The sequence below is a fragment of the uncultured Ellagibacter sp. genome (genome assembly GCF_934636505.1).
Taxonomy (GTDB): domain Bacteria; phylum Actinomycetota; class Coriobacteriia; order Coriobacteriales; family Eggerthellaceae; genus Ellagibacter.
In genome coordinates this window covers 13,761-32,112 of the sequence record NZ_CAKUAL010000017.1, presented here as the reverse complement: position 1 = coordinate 32,112, position 18,352 = coordinate 13,761, and the positions used below count along the sequence as shown (strand labels likewise).

The 18,352-nt window shown below is 62.9% G+C and carries 8 protein-coding genes; 5 read left to right on the top strand and 3 right to left on the bottom strand.

Features of this window, described 5'->3' with window-relative positions:
• A partial coding sequence (locus tag Q0G18_RS03600; protein WP_297149560.1) for a glycosyltransferase family 2 protein occupies positions 1-650 on the bottom strand: 650 nt, incomplete at its 3' end.
• Complete coding sequence (locus Q0G18_RS03595) at positions 647-3,748, bottom strand: YfhO family protein (RefSeq protein ID WP_297149558.1); 3,102 nt, start codon at positions 3,746-3,748, stop codon at positions 647-649. The genes Q0G18_RS03600 and Q0G18_RS03595, both read right to left, overlap by 4 nt.
• 456 nt (positions 3,749-4,204) lie before the next feature.
• Here Q0G18_RS03595 and Q0G18_RS03590 point away from each other — a divergent pair, with 456 nt between their 5' ends.
• The 5 genes from Q0G18_RS03590 to Q0G18_RS03570 all read left to right on the top strand — a co-directional run bounded on the left by Q0G18_RS03590 (position 4,205) and on the right by Q0G18_RS03570 (position 15,274).
• Positions 4,205-7,741: a DNA-directed RNA polymerase subunit beta gene (locus Q0G18_RS03590; RefSeq protein WP_297149556.1), complete on the top strand. Its 3,537-nt coding sequence runs from the start codon at positions 4,205-4,207 to the stop codon at positions 7,739-7,741.
• A 3-nt stretch (positions 7,742-7,744) separates the two neighbouring features.
• A complete protein-coding gene (locus Q0G18_RS03585; protein ID WP_297149552.1) occupies positions 7,745-12,157 on the top strand; it encodes a DNA-directed RNA polymerase subunit beta' in 4,413 nt (1,470 codons plus the stop codon).
• Between the two features lie 237 nt (positions 12,158-12,394).
• Positions 12,395-12,874 (top strand): phosphoribosyl-ATP diphosphatase, encoded by a 480-nt coding sequence (locus Q0G18_RS03580; RefSeq protein WP_297149550.1) that lies wholly within the window; start codon positions 12,395-12,397, stop codon positions 12,872-12,874.
• 3 nt (positions 12,875-12,877) lie between these two features.
• Positions 12,878-14,254 carry a phosphoglucosamine mutase gene (glmM, locus tag Q0G18_RS03575; protein ID WP_297149548.1) on the top strand — a complete coding sequence of 459 codons (1,377 nt, stop codon included), beginning with the start codon at positions 12,878-12,880 and terminating at the stop codon, positions 14,252-14,254.
• A 69-nt stretch (positions 14,255-14,323) separates the two neighbouring features.
• Complete coding sequence (locus Q0G18_RS03570) at positions 14,324-15,274, top strand: leucine-rich repeat domain-containing protein (RefSeq protein WP_297149546.1); 951 nt, start codon at positions 14,324-14,326, stop codon at positions 15,272-15,274.
• Between the two features lie 356 nt (positions 15,275-15,630).
• Here the strand turns inward: Q0G18_RS03570 and ppk1 are convergent, their stop codons facing one another.
• Positions 15,631-18,288 carry a polyphosphate kinase 1 gene (gene ppk1, locus Q0G18_RS03565; RefSeq protein ID WP_297149544.1) on the bottom strand — a complete coding sequence of 886 codons (2,658 nt, stop codon included), beginning with the start codon at positions 18,286-18,288 and terminating at the stop codon, positions 15,631-15,633.
• Between the last annotated feature and the right edge of the window lie 64 nt (positions 18,289-18,352).

The following is an 18,352-nucleotide window of genomic DNA, read 5'->3' as shown; positions in this document are numbered from 1 at the left end:
CTCACCGACCATTTGCTCTCGCCGTTGGCGCGCGCGTCCGGCTCGTAGGGAACCTCGAGCGTCTTGAACCCGACCCACGCAAAAAGTCCCTTGCTGAAGCGCTGGCCTTCGGGCAGCGAGAGCAGGGCGTCGGCCACGGCGTGGCGGAATACGCGGAAGTCGCTCACGTTCGCGGGGATCTCGATGTCGGTGCAGATGCCGTTGAAGGTCTTGTAGAACGAGTGCTTGAACAGCTTCAGCACGATGCTTTCCTTGCGCTCGACCTGACAGGCCGCGACAATGTCGTATTCGGGTTTGTCCGCAAGCAGCTTGTACATGCGCAGTGCGTCCTCGGGAGTTTGCTGCAGGTCGGCGTCGATGAGACAGATGCACTCGCCGCGCGCTGCCTCCATGCCCGCATACAGCGCCGCCTCCTTGCCGAAGTTGCGGGAGAACTGCACGGCTTGCATGGGGTGGGAAGGGTCGGCCTCGCCCACGACCTCGCGCAACAGCTCGAACGTGCCGTCTTGGCTGCCGTCGTTCACGAACACGATCTCAAGTGAGATGCCTTCCGCGTCAAAGCATTCGAAGGCGCGGCGCTCGAACAAGCGGATGTTGTCGACCTCGTTATAGCAGGGGACGACGAAGCTCAAGCTGTAGGGATAGGTCATTGCGCTGCTCTCTTTCCGCTGGTCGCGCGCGTGCGATGGCGACGGTTCTCGAAGGCGCGCCATGCGCAGAACGCAGCGACGCTCGCGATGCTGATAATCGCGCTTGGTATGAGGCCGGGCGTCATGTAGCGAAGCTCGATGTCGTTGGTGCCCGCGGTGACGTCGATGCCCAAAAGCCCGCCGTAAAGCTCATGAACCGGCACCTCGTGTCCGTTCGCGGTGGCGCTCCAGCCCTTCTCGTAGGGGATGGAGATGAGGAGCGTCTCGTCGCGTTGGGCGTCGAAGGTAGCGCTCACCTGGCCGTTCGAGAACGACTTCAACGAGAAACCGGCAGAATCGAGCTTTCCGAGCAGCGTCTTCATCTCGTCGACGTCGAGCGTTTCCGCCTTGATGGCCGCCTCGATCGGTGCGTCGAAGAGGGCCTCTTTCGTGCCGACGACGCGCCCGTGCTTGTCCACGGTTGTTTGCCCCTTGGCGGTCGGGACAATCGACACCGTGATGGTCTCGCCCGCGTCGAACGTGCCCGCGTACACCACGTTGCACGACCCGCGCCCGCCGACGTGCTCGACGGTTGTGCCGTTGACCTGCGCATAGCAGGAGATGCCACTCTCCTCGATGTCGAGCAGGTAGATGCTCGGGAAGTAGAGGAAAAGCGGCCCCGCGCTCGTGGTAGTGACGGTGAAGTCGCGCTGGTCCGTGCCGCCTGTCCCCGCGTCGACGGCGGTCGCCTTATGGTAGAGGCCGCTCGCATCGGCGCCCGTGACGGATGCGTACATGGCTATCTGGTTGTTGAAGGGGTTGGCGCTCCATGCGTCGGTGGGCTCGTCGTCGGTCGCATCGGCCGCAGCACCCGAGTAGTCCGCCTTATTGGCCAGCTCCGTCTCCTCGGCTGTGGCCGCAATGCCATAGCCGAGCGGCATCGACGAGGTCGTCTTCCAGTCGCGATAAGAACCGTAGAGCTCATGGGCATGGTCGGCGACGAGCTCGGTTTCGGGCGGCTGCTCCTCGGCGATGACGTTGGTTACCGAAAGAAGCGCGTCGGCGGCCGTGTTGGGCGACTGGTACGCCGTTCCGAACGGTGTCTTCTTCGAGTAGCCGAGGCGCATGAGCAGGTTCTGCACGCTGTTTTCCTGGGTGGACGAGTACAAATCGAACGAGCCCGACCCGCTGAGCACAAGCCCCGTGCAATCGGGTCCGTTGTACTTCGACGACCCGTAGTACACGCACGTTTGCCCCGTGCGCGCGAAGCCGTTGTCGGTGGGGTAGTCCTCGTAGTATTTCTCGAGCTCGTTGATGCGGTTTGAGTATTCGCTCGCGCTTATGTTACACGCGGCGTATTGAGCCGCCGTGCCGTAGCACTGCTCGAAGGCGAACAGGACGACCAGACAAGCGATCCCCGCTCGGGCAAGGATCTTGTGCCCCGCCGTGCGCCTCCCGCGAGCGTTCCCTTCGGCGGGAACCCGCAGGTCCTGACGCACCATGAGCGCGAGGAAAACGGTGAATCCCGTGATCAGCACCAGTTCGAGCACGGCGTTCGCGGCACTCGGGCGAATCGAGAGCGTGCGATACCACACGTTGAACGTGGCGCACCCGAAGATGAGGAACGCCGCCGCGCCGCCCTTAACCACCGCGCGCAGCGAGGTGTGGCGCACGGGGCGGTTTTGGGGATTCCCGGTGACGACGAGCGTCTCACTCCTGTTGTCCAGGCAGAATGCGATGCCCTCGAAGGCGAGCGCCACCATTGTGAGTAGCAGTAGAAACGCCATGCGGCCCGTGTAGGACGACTCGGGAACGAACCCGAGCCAGATTGTGTTCAGCTGGATGAGGACGAGCGACGAGGCGGGGATCCCCACGATGACAGCGCCCGCGATGCGCAGCGCGCGGGACCTGCGCGCGTCGACGAAGAACACGGCGACGCCCACGAGCACGAGGGCCGAAATCACGATCGCGGGGGTCGCGTTCGCGACGATGATGCCCGGCCGCGTGCCGATGGCGAAGAAGTTCGCGTAGTCGAAGGGGTTGAGCGAGAAGATGGTCCCCGCAAGCGACGCCAGCCCGGCGCCCGATCCCTTGCCGCCCAAAAGCGCGATCAGCGTGGGGAAGAGAATCACCGCGGAGGCCCCCACAGCGAGAATCATCGTCGCAGCATAGCGTATGCCCAGGTGGATGAGGGGGTGACCTGAAGGCTTGCGCTTCTTGCCCGCAGCGCCCTTTGGCCCGCAGCCCTCGCCGCGTCCGGGTTCGCCCTCCCCCGCGACATTCTCCAGCCCGCAATGCTCTCGCTCATCGATGCGCAGGCGTGCATACTCGTAGAAGAAGTAGAAGATGGTGAAGAAGCACACCATGTAGCCCGTGTACCAATTGAAAAGGATGGCGCACGCGCACGACGCGAACAGGGTCGCGCATCCGCGTCCGCGCACCAGGCGGTACACGCCCAGGCAGGCGAGCGGCGCCATGATCACGCCGTCGATCCACATGATATTGCTCGAATACCCGGTGACATACGAGGTGAGCGAGTAGGCGATCGCGCCGACCACTGCGAGCACCTGCGTTGCGCAAGACCCTTTGGCACCTGCCGCGATAAAGCGACCGCGCAGGAACACGAGGCAGGTCACGGCGGCAAGCGGAATCTTCACAAGGAAGAGTAAGCTGAAGAAGTAGGGCACCTGCGAAGGGTCGCAGAAGGCGACGAGCGCGTTTAAAGGGCTCGACAGGTAATAGGTATATTGCGCGTAGGTTCCGCACCCCATGCCCGCGTCGGCGGAATACAAAAGCGACGCGTCGCCGTTGATTACGTTGGAGAGCCATCCGAAGAACTGCGCGTACTGGACGGGCATGTCGTACATCATGACCGAGACGTCCCCGAAGGGGTAGATGCCGTTCGATGCGAACGCGAAGAGAATCACGAAAAAGGGCACGACGAAGGAGAGGGCGTATGCTGCGATCGCGCTTTTCGTCGCAGCGGGCTTCGCGCTCGGTGCCTGCGGGGTGCGCCTCTCGGGGCGCTCCTCGGGCTTCGCGTGAGATCCTGCGGCGGCGGAAAGCGCCTCGCCCGCCCTCGATGCTGAATCTGCTATGTCTCGTTTCCAGACTGCCATTTTTTCTGAAAGCCATCCTAGCGCCTGCGAGGAGAAAACGGGCTTTCAGTCGAAGGTTCGTGGCATAAATCCAAAAGCTTACCCAAAGATTGCATATAGTAGTGTGAGGAAGCCCCCGATGCCGCAGTTTTGCCTCGATTGTCGCCGCCTTTCGAACAAGCGCGCTCGGGGTGGGGCTCCCGTCGTTTGGGAAAGGTTGACTCGAGCCCGCGCCCCTCGGCCGCGCGCACCGCCCCCTCGTGTTGCCCCGCGCGCCGCTACGCGTCCCGCCCTCCGCCGCGCGCACCATCGAGAAGCAACTTTTTTCGACCTCGTTCCCCCAGCTTAAAGGCTAAAAGAACAAAAAACTTCCACAGCTTGTAAAAATTTTTCTTGACGCGGCACGCTCCCCATAGTATCTTTTTCGATTGCAACTTTTTTGGGAAATGAGTGCGTGCGTGAAGGAGGAAAAGCCTCGTGGCCAAAGCAAAAACTAGCGCTCCCACCAGCCTTTATAGGAATCGCAGAAGCTTCGCGAAGATTCCGGACGTAATGGACGTCCCCAATCTTATCGCAATCCAGACGGACAGCTTCAAGTGGTTCAAGGAAGAAGGCCTCCAGCAAGCTTTCCAGGACATCGCTCCTATCGAGAACAGCACGAAAGACATGTGCGTGGAGTTCGGCAAGCATGAGTTCGGCGAGCCGAAGTACACCGTCGATGAGTGCAAGGAGAAGGACGTCTCGTATCAGGCGCCCCTGTTCGTGGAAATCCGTTTCATCAACCGTGAGACGGGCGAAATCAAGGAACAGAACGTGTTCATGGGCGACTTCCCGCTCATGACGAACCGCGGTACCTTCATCATCAACGGTACCGAGCGCGTCGTTGTCTCCCAGCTCGTTCGCTCCCCGGGCGTGTACTTCTCATCCGAGCGTGACAAGACGTCGGACAAGACCATCTACAACGCGAAGGTCATTCCGAGCCGCGGCGCATGGCTCGAGTTCGAGACCGACAAGCGCGACATCCTCTCCGTGCGCATCGACCGCAAGCGCAAGCAGCCGGCCACGCTGCTCGTCCGTGCCCTCGGCCTTGCCGAGACGCGCGAGGAGATCATCGAGCTTCTCGGCTCCGACGACATGGTGCTGCGCACCCTCGATCGCGACCCGGCAACCACCAAGGAAGAGTCCCTCATCGAGCTGTACAAGCGCTTCCGTCCGGGCGAGCCGCCCACGATCGATTCCGCGCGTACGCTGCTCGAGGGCCTGTTCTTCAACCCGCAGCGTTACGACCTCGCGAAAGTCGGCCGCTACAAGATCAACAAGAAGCTCGGCTTCGACGCCGACAACGACGCCTCGACCCTGACCGACGAGGACATCACCGCCACGATGAAATACATCATCGCGCTGCATGCCGGTGAGGAAGGCGCGAGCGTCGACGACATCGACCACTTCGGCAACCGCCGCATCCGCACGGTCGGCGAGCTCATCCAGAACCAGTTCCGCATCGGCCTCTCCCGTATGGAGCGCGTCGTGCGCGAGCGCATGAGCATGCAGGAGCCTGACGAAATCACCCCGCAGTCGCTCGTGAACATCCGCCCGATCGTGGCTGCCATCAAGGAGTTCTTCGGAAGCTCCCAGCTCTCGCAGTTCATGGACCAGGCGAACCTCGCCGCAGGCATCACGCACAAGCGCCGTCTGTCCGCACTCGGCCCGGGCGGTCTGTCCCGCGAGCGCGCAGGCTTCGAAGTCCGCGACGTCCACAACTCCCACTACGGCCGCATGTGCCCGATCGAGACGCCTGAAGGCCCGAACATCGGCCTTATCGGCTCGCTCGCGACGTTCGGCCGCATCAACCCCTACGGCTTCATCGAGACGCCCTACCGTCGCGTGGTCGACGGCAAGGTGACCGACGACATCGACTACCTCACGGCCGACGAGGAGGAGAACTACACGATCGCCCAGGCGAACGAGACGTTCAACCTCGAGACCCGCGAGTTCGGCACCACCGACGCCGACGGCGTGTTCCACAAGGCGACGCGCGTTCTCTGCCGTACCAAGGACGCTTCCGGCGTGTTCGGCGAGCCTGAAGAGGTGCTGCCCGAGCAGGTTACCTACATGGACGTTTCCCCGCGTCAGATGACGTCGGTCGCAACGTCGCTCATCCCGTTCCTCGAGCACGACGACGCGAACCGCGCCCTCATGGGCTCGAACATGCAGCGTCAGGCTGTGCCGCTGCTCAAGCCGCACGCCCCGCTCGTCGGCACGGGCATGGAGCACCGCATCGCGGTCGACTCCGGCGAGATTTTGGTCGCCCAGAACCCGGGCGTGGTCGACTACGTCGATGGCCAGACGATCATCGTGCTCAACAATGACGGCGAATACGATGAGTACCTGGTCCCCAAGTTCCAGCGCTCCAACCAGTCCGGTTGCATCAACCATCGCCCGATCGTCCGCAAGGGCGACGAGGTCCATGCCGGCGACGTGCTCGCCGATGGCCCGTCCTGCGACGGTGGCGAGCTGGCACTCGGCCAGAACCTCATGGTCGCCTACATGCCGTGGGAAGGCTACAACTACGAGGACGCTATCATCGTGTCCGAGCGCGTGGTTGCTGAAGATCTGCTCACGTCCATCCACATCTCCGAATACGAGGTCGACGCGCGCGACACGAAGCTCGGCCCCGAGGAAATCACCCGCGAGATTCCGAACATGTCCGACGACATGACGGCTGATCTCGACGCTGACGGCATCATCCGCATTGGCGCCGAGGTGTTCCCGGGCGACGTGCTCGTGGGCAAGGTCACCCCGAAGGGCGAGACCGAGCTCACCGCTGAAGAGCGCCTTCTGCGCGCCATCTTCGGCGAGAAGGCCCGCGAGGTGCGCGACACGTCGCTCAAGGTGCCCCATGGCTCCGGCGGCCGCGTGATCGGCATCCACCGCTTCAGCCGCGCGGCAGGCGACGAGCTTGCCCCCGGCGTGAACGAGCTTATCCGCATCTTCGTGGCTCAGAAGCGTAAGGTCCAGCAGGGCGACAAGCTTTCCGGCCGCCACGGCAACAAGGGTGTCATCTCCCGCGTGCTTCCGGTGGAGGACATGCCTTATCTCGCCGACGGCACCCCGATCGACGTCATGCTTAACCCCCTCGGCGTTCCTTCCCGTATGAACGTTGGCCAGCTGCTCGAGAACCATCTCGGCTGGGCCGCCAAGTGGGGCTGGTCTGACGAGGACACCGATAAGCCGGTTGCCGGCCCGCAGTTCGTGGCGACGCCTGTCTTCGACGGTGCGACCGAGGAGGAAATCTCCGACGCCATCGAGCATGCGAACAGGAACCTCATCAACATCAACCATGCCAAGTACGGTGAACTGGCGCGCGACGAGTTCGTCCCGCAGCTGTCCCGCACCGGCAAGACCTGGCTCTACGACGGCCGCACGGGCGAGAAGTTCCGCGAGCCGATCACGGTCGGCCAGACCTACATCCTGAAGCTGGGCCACATGGTCGACGACAAGATTCACGCCCGCTCGACCGGCCCCTACAGCCTCATCACCCAGCAGCCTCTCGGCGGCAAGGCCCAGTTCGGCGGCCAGCGCTTCGGCGAGATGGAAGTGTGGGCGCTCTACGCGTACGGCGCTTCCAACGTGCTGCAGGAAATCTTGACCGTGAAGTCCGACGACACCGCCGGCCGCGTGAAGTCTTACGAGGCCATCGTCAAGGGCGAGAACATCCCGCCCGCGGAGGTGCCGGAGAGCTTCAAGGTTCTCGTGAAGGAAATGAAGTCGCTGTGCTTGAACGTCGAGCTCGAGGGCCACGACATGCAGCCGATCAGCGAGGACGAAGGCGTCGTCGAGAAGAAGGACGACGATTCGGATCAGGCGCTGTTCGACGCGATTGCCGCGGACGCGAAGCTTTCTGAGGAAGAGTCTGACAAGGCTCTCGATGACATCGCAGCTGAACTGGGAGAATTGATGGGCGATTCATCTAATGACGATACGACCAACGACCTTATCGGTGGAGAGGAGTAAGAGATGACCGAATTCGACGTGAACAACTTCGACGCGCTTCGCATCTCCCTCGCGAGCGCCGACGATATCCGCAGCTGGTCGCACGGCGAGGTCAAGAAGCCCGAGACCATCAACTACCGCACGCTCAAGCCTGAAAAGGACGGCCTGTACTGCGAGAAGATCTTCGGTCCTACCAAGGACTGGGAGTGCGCCTGCGGCAAGTACAAGCGCGTTCGCTTCAAGGGCATCGTCTGCGAGCGCTGCGGCGTCGAAGTGACCCGCAGCAAGGTTCGCCGCGAGCGCATGGGCCATATCGAGCTCGCTGCGCCCGTGTCCCATATCTGGTACTTCAAGGGCAGCCCGAGCCGTCTTGGCTACCTGCTCGACATCCCGCCGAAAGAGCTGGAGAAGGTGCTGTATTTCGCCAGCTCCATCATCACTTCGGTTGACAAGGAAGGCCGCGACGAGGACGCTGACGAGCTCCGCGACGAGCTTGCCGCCGACCTCGAGGAGCTCGACGCCGAGCGCGACCGCCTCATCGAGGCGACGCGCCGCCTGGGCACCGACTACGTGCCGGAAGATGACGACTTCATTGACGAGATCGACGAGGACGAGCGCCTGACCCCCGAAGAGGTCGAGGCCGAGATCGCCGATATCCACGAGGAGTTCATCGAGCGCAAGCAGCTGCGTCAGGACGCCTTCGAGGCCTTCATGAAGATCGAGCCCAAGCAGCTCGTTCCCGAAGAGGCGCTCTATCGCGAGATGCGCATGAACTACAAGAACTACTTCACCGGCGGCATGGGTGCCGAGGCGGTGCGCGACCTGCTCGACGCGATGGATCTCGAAGAGGCCGCCGAAGAGCTGCGCGACACCATCGCCAACGGCAAGGGCCAGAAGCGTGCGAAGGCGATCAAGCGTCTGAAGGTCGTCGACGCGTTCCTGAAGTCCGACAACAAGCCCTCCGACATGATCTTGGACGTCATCCCGGTCATCCCGCCCGACCTGCGCCCGATGGTGCAGCTCGACGGCGGCCGCTTCGCGACATCCGACTTGAACGATCTCTACCGTCGCGTGATCAACCGCAACAACCGCTTGAAGCGCCTGCTCGACCTCGGCGCTCCCGAGATCATCGTGAACAACGAGAAGCGCATGCTCCAGGAAGCGGTCGACAGCCTCTTCGACAACGGTCGCCGCGGCCGCCCCGTCACGGGCCCGGGCAACCGTCCGCTGAAGTCGCTCTCCGACATGCTCAAGGGCAAGCAGGGCCGCTTCCGCCAGAACCTGCTCGGCAAGCGCGTCGACTACTCCGGCCGTTCGGTTATCGTCGTCGGCCCGTCGCTCAAGCTGCATCAGTGCGGCCTGCCGCAGCAGATGGCCCTCGAGCTGTTCAAGCCCTTCGTCATGAAGCGCCTGGTCGAGCTCGAATACGCCGCCAACATCAAGGCTGCGAAGCGTGCCGTCGATCGTGGTGCGAGCTACGTGTGGGACGTTCTCGAGGAAGTCATCGTCGAACATCCCGTGCTTTTGAACCGCGCACCTACCCTGCACCGTCTGGGCATCCAGGCGTTCGAGCCGGTGCTCGTCGAAGGCAAGGCCATCAAACTCCATCCGCTCGTCTGCACGGCGTTCAACGCTGACTTCGACGGTGACCAGATGGCTGTGCACGTTCCTCTGGGAGCCGAGGCCCAGGCCGAGGCGCGCGTGCTCATGCTTTCCGCCAACAATATCAAATCCCCTGCTCATGGTCGTCCCCTGACCGTGCCGACGCAGGACATGATCATCGGCGTGTACTACCTGACCGCCGCTCGCGATAACTTCCCGGGCGAGGGTCGCGCGTTCGTGAACTTCGCGGACGCCGTGAACGCGCACGACGCTCATGCCGACGTCGACCTGCAGGCCAAGATCTGGGTTCGCCTTCCGAAGGACACCCAGGTTGCCACCGCGTTCCACACCTATGAGGAGCACAAGGCTGGCACGCGCCTCGAGACGACCATCGGCCGCATCATCTTCAACAACGTCTTCCCGGACGACTACCCGTTCATGAACTACCAGATGAACAAGAAGGAAATCGGCCGCTTGGTTGAGGATGTGTGCAACCGCTACGACCTCGCCGACGTGCCGCCGATTCTCGACGGTCTGAAGGAGACGGGCTTCCATTACGCCACGCTCGCGGGCATTACCGTTTCGGTGTACGACGCGACGGTGCCGCCCAACAAGAAGGAGATTCTCGACGATGCCGAGGCCAAGGTCGACGCCATCGACGAGGATTACGAGATGGGTCTCATGAGCCCCGAAGAGCGTCACAAGCAGGTCGTCGACATCTGGACCGATGCGAACGAGAAGGTCGGCGACGCGATGTCGGCCAACTTCGACCACTACAACCCCATCTACATGATGGCTGACTCCGGTGCTCGTGGTAACATCAAGCAGATTCGCCAGCTCGCAGGCATGCGCGGCCTCATGGCCGACACGAAGGGCCAGACGATCGACATTCCGGTTAAGTCGAACTTCCGCGAGGGCCTGTCGGTGTTGGAGTACTTCATCTCCACGCACGGCACTCGAAAGGGCATGGCCGACACGGCGCTTCGTACCGCTGACTCCGGTTACCTTACGCGTCGTCTCGTCGACGTCGCGCAGGAAGTTATCGTCCGCGAGATCGACTGCGGCACCGCCGAGGGCGTGCCCTACCCGCTGTACAACGAGAAGGGCGAGCTCGACGAGAACCTCATCGGCCGTTGCCTGCTCGAGTCCGCTGTGGGTACCGACGGCACGGTGGTCCTCGAGGGCGACAACTACATCTCTTCTATGGACCAGCTGGCCGAGATGGCGGCTGCGGGTATCGAGGAAGTGACCATCCGCACGGTCATGACCTGCCATGCCGAGCACGGTGTATGCCAGAAGTGCTACGGCTGGGACCTCGCGACGGCGCGCCCGGTCAACATCGGCACGGCAGTCGGCATCATCGCAGCTCAGTCCATCGGCGAGCCGGGCACGCAGCTTACAATGCGTACCTTCCACGCCGGTGGCGTCGCGGGCGAGGACATCACGCAGGGCCTCCCGCGTGTTCAGGAACTTTTCGAGGCGCGCAAGCCGAAGGGCCAGGCCGTCCTCGCCGAGATCTCCGGCACGCTGCAGGTTTCCGGTGACAAGTCGTCCAAGACGCTCACAATCCACGACCAGGAAGGCAACTACCGCGAGTACGTCGTTTCCGCTCGTGCGACGCTGTTCCCCGGCGTGGAAGACGGCGGCGAGGTCAAGGTTGGCCAGCAGCTCACCAAGGGTTCGGTGAACCCGCACGACTTGCTGCGCCTGACCGACCCCAACACGACGCTTCGCTACATCGTTGCCCAGGTCCAGGGCGTGTACGTGTCCCAGGGCGTAGACATCAACGACAAGCACATCGAGGTCATCGCGCGTCAGATGCTGCGCAAGGTGGCTGTGCTCGACGCGGGCGATTCCGAGTTCCTCCCGGGCCGTCAGGTCAACCGCTACGAGTTCGAGAACGAGGCGAACGCTCTGATCGCCGAGGGCAAGAACCCGCCGGTCGGCCAGCCGCTGCTTTTGGGTATCACCAAGGCTTCGCTCGCCACCGACTCGTTCCTGTCGGCTGCATCGTTCCAGGAGACCACCAAGGTTCTCACCGATGCCGCCATTGAGGGCAAGACCGACCACTTGGTCGGCCTGAAGGAGAATGTTATCATCGGCAAGCCGATTCCCGCTGGTACCGGTCTTAAGCGCTACCGCGAGGTGGGCCTTACCTACAAGGGCCGCCCGACGGGCAAGGTTATCGGCGATACGCTGCCGGACACCGCTCCCGACGCGCTGCGCGAGGTGGAAGAGCTTCTGCCGCAGCCGCAGGATTGGTCGCTCGACGGCGATGGCTACCTCAACTCCATGGGGTCGAGCTACGGCAACTACTACTCGGGCCTGTCGCTCGGGCATCGCGGTCCGCAGCTTTCCGACGAGGATGCGCGCCTGTACATCTTCGACGACCTGGGCGTTTCGCAGCGTTGGGCCAACAAGTTCAGCGAGGCGGGCATCGAAACGGTCGCCGATTTGGTGGGCCATACCGAGGAGGATCTCCTTCGCATCGAGGGCATCGGCGTGAAGGCGATCGAGGAGCTCAAGGAGGGCCTGAAGGAGCACGACCTGCTCTATGTCATAGAGGATGACCTTTCGGCATCCTCCGACGACATGAGCCAGCTGCTCGATATGGTCTTCAGCCCCGACGACAACATCCTCATCGGCGGCGACGAGCCGGCAACGTTCAACACGGAAGGCGAGGACATGCTCGGCGAGGCGCTGCCTCCGCGCAGCTACCATCGCAACCTCGAGGAGCTCGACGAGCTGCTCGGGTCGGTCGGCAACTTCGGCTTCAGCTTGAAGCACGCCGATGACGAGGAAGATTCCGACGATTCCGACGAGGACGAGGAATAATCACTCCGCCGCCCCCACGGGCGGCGGATCCGCTTGACGCTGTGAGGCCCTGAGGCACTCAGCTTTGCCCCTGCGCATCGCGGCGCGTACCTTCCAAGTACGCAAGCGTGCGCACGGGCGATCCTGGGTACCTCGGGGCCTCTCGTCATTTTCCCGTGCAGGACAAGGAAGCCTCGCGGACGAGGGGATTGTCTCCCTCGCAATCCGCATGGGGCGCCAGGTCAAGGAAAGGCGCATATGTCTGAGAAAACGTATGTCCCCGAAGGCGAGGTTGCCCCGTCTTCGCAGATTGCAGCCACAATCGAGGCGCTTGCTGCGACGATTCGCGCGCGCCGAGATGCGGGCGAGGAAAGCTACACCCATCAGCTTCTCTATGGGCTGGCCGACAAGCCGCTCAAGAAGGTGATGGAAGAGGCTGGGGAAGTGGGGCTCGCCGCCAAGGACGTCGAGTCCGAGCTCGTGATGTTGCGGGCTATGGAGCACCACGCGCACGGCCATGAAGCGCTGGTCGCTGCCGCGGGCGAGCGCGTTGATGCGTGCACCGACCACCTGCGCTATGAGGCGGCCGACGTAGTGTATCATCTTCTTGTTGTGCTCGAGCGCTATGGCATCGACTTGGATGAGTTTGCCGCCGAGCTCAACGAGCGCATGACCGACGAAGAGCGACCTTCGGGGGCGGTTCGCCTCAAGCAAGGCCACGTTAAAAGGGGTAAGTAGCCTATGGCACGTCTATTTGGAACCGACGGTGTCCGCGGAGTCGCGAACACCGAGCTCACCTGCGAGCTTGCCTATCGCTTGGGACAGGCTGCGGCTGTGTTCCTCGGCAAGAACATCGTGGTCGGCAAGGACACCCGCCTGTCGGGCGACATGCTGGAATCGGCGCTTGCCGCCGGCATCATGAGCGCGGGAGGGACCGAGCTTTCGGTGGGGATTATCCCCACGCCTGCGGTTGCGCTGCTCGTGCGCGAGCTGCACGCCGACGGCGGCGCGGTGATTTCCGCTTCGCATAACCCGCCGGAGTACAACGGCATCAAGCTTTTCGACGCCGAGGGCTACAAGCTCCCCGACGAGGTGGAAGACAAGATCGAGGAGTTCATCAAGCAGGGCGGCCTTGAGGGTGCTGCTGCTCGAGCCGAGGAGGATGCGGAAAGCGAGGACGCCGCCGCGATGCTTCCTGGCGACGAGGTGGGCGTTGCCCTTCCCGTTGACGAGGCCTGCGAGATCTACATCGAGCATGCGGTTCAGAGCGTGCGCGCGCAGGGCATCGACTTCTCGGGCATGCGCATCGCGCTCGACACGGGGCACGGCGCCTCGTCGCTCACGAGCGCTGAGGCCTTCCGCCGCTTGGGTGCGGAGGTCATCGCGATCAACGAGGACTTCGACGGCACCGACATCAACGTGAACTGCGGTTCCACCCATCTCGAACCGCTTGCCCAGCTCATGCGCGAAAGCGGTGCGGACGTCGGCGTGGCGCACGACGGCGATGCCGACCGCGTGATGCTCATGACGCCCGACGGCACCGAGATCGATGGCGACATGGTCGAGGCCGTGTGCGCGCTCGACATGAAGCGCCGCGGGTGCCTGCCCGAGGACACCGTCGTGTCCACCGTGATGTGCAACCTCGGGTTCGTCCACGCGATGCGCGACAACGGCATCACTGTCGTCCAGACGAAGGTGGGCGACCGCTATGTTCTCGAGGAGATGCGCGCGAAGGGCTACGCCATCGGCGGCGAGCAATCTGGCCACATGATTCTGCTCGAGCACAACTCCACGGGCGACGGCCTTATGACGGCTTGCCAGTTTCTCGCGGCGGTGAAGCGCGCGGGCACGCCGGTGGCCGACATCGTTTCCATCATGAAGAAGTTCCCGCAGACGCTTATCAACGTGCGGGTGCGCGACAAGCATGCGGTTGAAGGCAACGAAGCTATCGCCGCTGCCGTCGCGAAGGCCGAGGAAGCGCTTGGCGATTCGGGCCGCGTGCTGCTGCGCCCGAGCGGCACGGAGCCTGTGGTCCGTGTGATGGTCGAGGCGGAGGACGCGGACGCCGCGAAGGCCCACGCCGAGGCGATTGCCGCTGTTGTTGAGGCCGAAATCTAGAAGATATCGCATATCGCCCCTGTTCATCGGGGGCGATTTCTTTCCTGGTGCGCGAGGTGAGGGAGACCCATGGCATACGAGATCATAGTCGCGAAGTTCACCCCCGACGAGCCGGATGAGCGCATCGATGCCGTGCTGCCCGACGGTGTTGTCGGCGTCGGGGCGAAGGCGTTTCGCTTCAAGGGCGAGGTGCGTTCCTTGCGCGCCCCCCAAAGCCTCATCGAGGTGGGGGATGCCGCTTTCGATGGCTGCCGCAATCTCGTGCAGGTCGACTTTCCAGGCGATGTCACCATGGTGGGCAAGCGCGCCTTCCAACACTGCACCTCGCTGCGAGAGATAACGTTCGCCGACACGCTCGGCTGCATCGACGACGCCACGTTCCAAGGCGCGACTTCGCTTTCCCGCGTCGTGGCGCCCGGGGTGACCGAAATCAACCGCTACGCCTTCCAGCGTTGCACCTCGCTTGTCGATGTGCAATTTGGAGCCTTGGAGACGATCGGGCGCCGTGCGTTCGCGAGCTGCACCGAACTCGAGCGGATTGAGCTGCCCAGCACGTTGAAGGTGATCGGGGAGGAGGCCTTCTCGGGATGTCAAGCACTTCGCGAGGTTATGATCCCCGAGAGTGTGGAGGAGATCGAGCCGCGGGCGTTTCGCGGATGCACCAGCCTCGATGCGGCCTCGATTCCCGAGAGCATCGTGCAGCGTTTTCCCGAGTCGTTCACGCAGGAGGTGGCGGCAAGGGCGGGCGTCGTGCTGAAGACCGAGCGTACGCGGCTTTCGGCGGCGTTTCAGGAAGCGCACGAGGCGGATCGGGCGGAGCTCATGGCCGATGGCAAGCGTCTGTGCGCCGAAGAGGACGAGCTGCGCAAGCAGCTCGCTGGCCTGGGCATGTTTGCGCGTGCGGAGAAGGATCGGATCCAGGCGCGGCTCGACGAGCTGGAAGGCCAGCTTGCGGAGGTGCGCGATTTGATTGACGCGCTCGACAACCCGACCGACGAGGAGCTGCTTGCGATGCTGTAGCGTATGGGGTGCTACTGGGCATGTGCGCGGCTTGCGTACGGCGTGCGGGTTGCGCGGGGCGCGCGCAACCGCAGGAAGAGCGCGCGGTTGCGGGTAAGCGTACGAGCCGTGCGTGGCGTGCGGCTTGCTTGCGGCGTGCGGGTTGCGCGAGGCGCACGGAATCGCGAAGGAAGCATGCCCTGCATGGGAATCGTACGCCGTATCCTGCGAGCAAGGAAAAAGCCAGGGGCGATGTGAAGTCGCACCCTGGCTTTTCTTGTTCTTGCGGAAAGGCTCGGTTGCCTTTCCCCTTGGAGAGTCCTGGCAGGCCTCTTCCTCTGGACGTTCTGCCCCCTCTTTTTTGGGAATCGCTTTCGTTATTTCTTCCTGTTGGAGATGCGAATGGCCGCGGCGAGTGCGCGCACGAGCAGGCTTGGCTTGTGCGGCGGTTGCTCGATGTGGGGCAAGATCGCCGTGGTCGTCACTTCCTCGGCGGGCTCGATGACATCGGGCTCGAGCGCTGGCTCGCTGGTGCCGGTCGCGTCAGCGGAAGGGGAGCCACTAGCCGCGTCAGCGGGAGCGGCACTGTTCGTTGCGCTCATCGCCTCTGGAGGAACTGTGGCAGCCTCCGAGGTCGCGGGAGTCGCCGCGCCTGCGGGGGCCGCAGCCGCTGCCGCGGGGGCCGTCGCCGTCACGGGAGTCGCAGGCTCGGCAGCTGCGACCACCTCGCGCTTCTCTACCTCGCGCTTCTCAACCTCGCGCTCGACTTCCACCTCGGTGCTCATGCGCGCCTTAAGTCGCGCCTCGTCCATGAAATGCACCTGCGAGTCGAAGCGAATCGTCTTGCCCTCGGGGCTCACCTGCGCGAAGAACCCAAGCGGCGTGTAGCGACGGTTGGGAAGCAGCTCGCGCAGTTTCGCCGTGTCGGAAAGCGAGACATCGATGTAGGACAGAATGCGGTCGCGCAGCTTCTCGTCGAGCACGGGCCAGGCGATTTCCACACGTTTGTCCATGTTGCGCGTCATGAGGTCGGCGCTCGCCAGGTATATTTTCGTGTTCGTGCGCGGTCCGAAGCCGTAGATGCGGCTATGCTCGAGCATGCGCCCTACAATGGACACGACGCGCACGTTCTCGGTGTAGCCTTCCACGCCTGGGACCAGGCACGATATGCCGCGAACGAGCATGACGGTCTTCACGCCCGCCTGCGATGCCTCCGCGATTTTGTCGATGATCTCCTTGTCGGTGACCGAGTTCGTTTTGAAAAACAGCCCGCACGGCTCGCCTCGCCGCGCAAGCTCGATCTGGTGGTCGATGTTCTTCAGGATGAGCGGTTTCACCTGCAAGGGCGCTACCCACAGCACATCGTAGTTGTCCGACACGTTCTCAAGCGCCATGTTGCGGAAGAACTCCGTCGCATCGCGGCCGATCGTGGGGCTCGTCGTGATGAGCGACAAGTCGGTGTAGAGCTTGGCCGTCTTCTCGTTGTAATTGCCCGTGCCGAGCTGCGTGATGTGCTGGATACCGTCGTCGGTCTGGCGGGTGATGCAGCAGATCTTGCTGTGCACCTTATAATCGCGGAAGCCGTAGATGACGTTGCATCCGGCCTGCTCGAAGCGCTGCGACCATTCGATATTGTTGCTCTCGTCGAAGCGGGCGCGCAGCTCGAACAGTGCGGTGACCTCCTTGCCGTTCTCGGCGGCGTCGATGAGCGCCTCGGCGAGGTGCGACTGGCTGGCCAGGCGGTAGAGCGTGATCTTGATCGAGATGACGCGCGGGTCGCGCGACGCCTCGCGCAGAAGCTGCACGAACGGGTCCATGCTCTCGTAAGGGTAGGAAAGCAGCACGTCGCCGCCTGCCGTCACCTGGTCCATGATGGGACGTTTGCGGTCGAGGCATGCCGGCCATTGCGGCGTGAACGGCGGATACATAAGCGCTGCGCATTGCTTTTCGGAAAGATGCGATGCCAAACCCCAGGTGAAGCTCAAGTCGAGCGGCACCGACGTCGTGAACATCTGATGCTTCTTCAGGTTCAGGCGATCGAGCAGCAGTGGCTCGAGGGTGTCGGAGAGCTCGCGCTCGCTCTCGAGGCGCACCGGAGCCAGGCGCGCGCGCTTCTTCAAGATGCGCTTCATGTGCTCGCGGTAATCCTCGTCGTTCTCGTCGGTTGACTCCGTTGCGTCGATGTCGGCGTTGCGCGTGACGCAGATGACGTTGGTATGCTTCACGGTGTACATGGAAAATACCTGTTCAGCGACCATTTCCACCACATGCTCAAGCAGGATGAACGAAAAACCATCGCCTGGCAGCTTCACAACGCGCGCGCACTGGCGCGGCAGGGGGATGAGGCCGAGCATGGTTCCCTCGGCGCCGACGTTTTGCGAAAGGGAGGCGTTCTTCGTGGATTCTTTCGCCGGCTTCCCCTTGCTTTTCTTGCCTTTCTTGCCCTTCTTCTTGTGCTCGCTTTTTGCCTGGTCTTGGGCGTTGTCGGCTTCTTCGTCGAGACGCACGACGATGTAGAGCGCGCCGTTTTCCAGATGCGGGAAGGGGTGGCGGGCATTGATGATCTGCGGGGAGAGGAACGGTGTCACGTTGGCTTCGGCGTATTCTGCCAGGTAGGAGCGCTGCTCATCGGTGAGCTCGTCGGGACGAACGTGCGTGACCCCGACCTTGTTCAACAGCAGGCGAACTTGCTCGAAGGTGCGTTCGTAGGCAGGGTAGAGCTCGTGGCAGCGCAGGTAGATAGCGCGAAGCTGCTCGGAGGGCGTCATGTTGGACTTGGAATCGACAATGTGCTTCTTCACGAGCGACAAGTCGGTCAGGCTGCCGACGCGCACCATGAAGAATTCCTGCAGGTTGCTCCAGAAGATGGAGATGAAGTTCAGACGCTGCAGAAGAGGGACCGACTCGTCGGCGCCCTGCTCGAGTACGCGCTCGTTGAAGTCGAGCCATGACAGCTCGCGGTTCTGCAGATAGGGTGCAGGGTTGCCTGCTGCGGGAATGACCTGGTCAGATGAAGTGGGATTGTCGTTGGCCATGCAGAGAGCCTCCTTGATGTGCATGATGACGCGTTCTTGGCGCTACCTTTCATGATAACGCGCC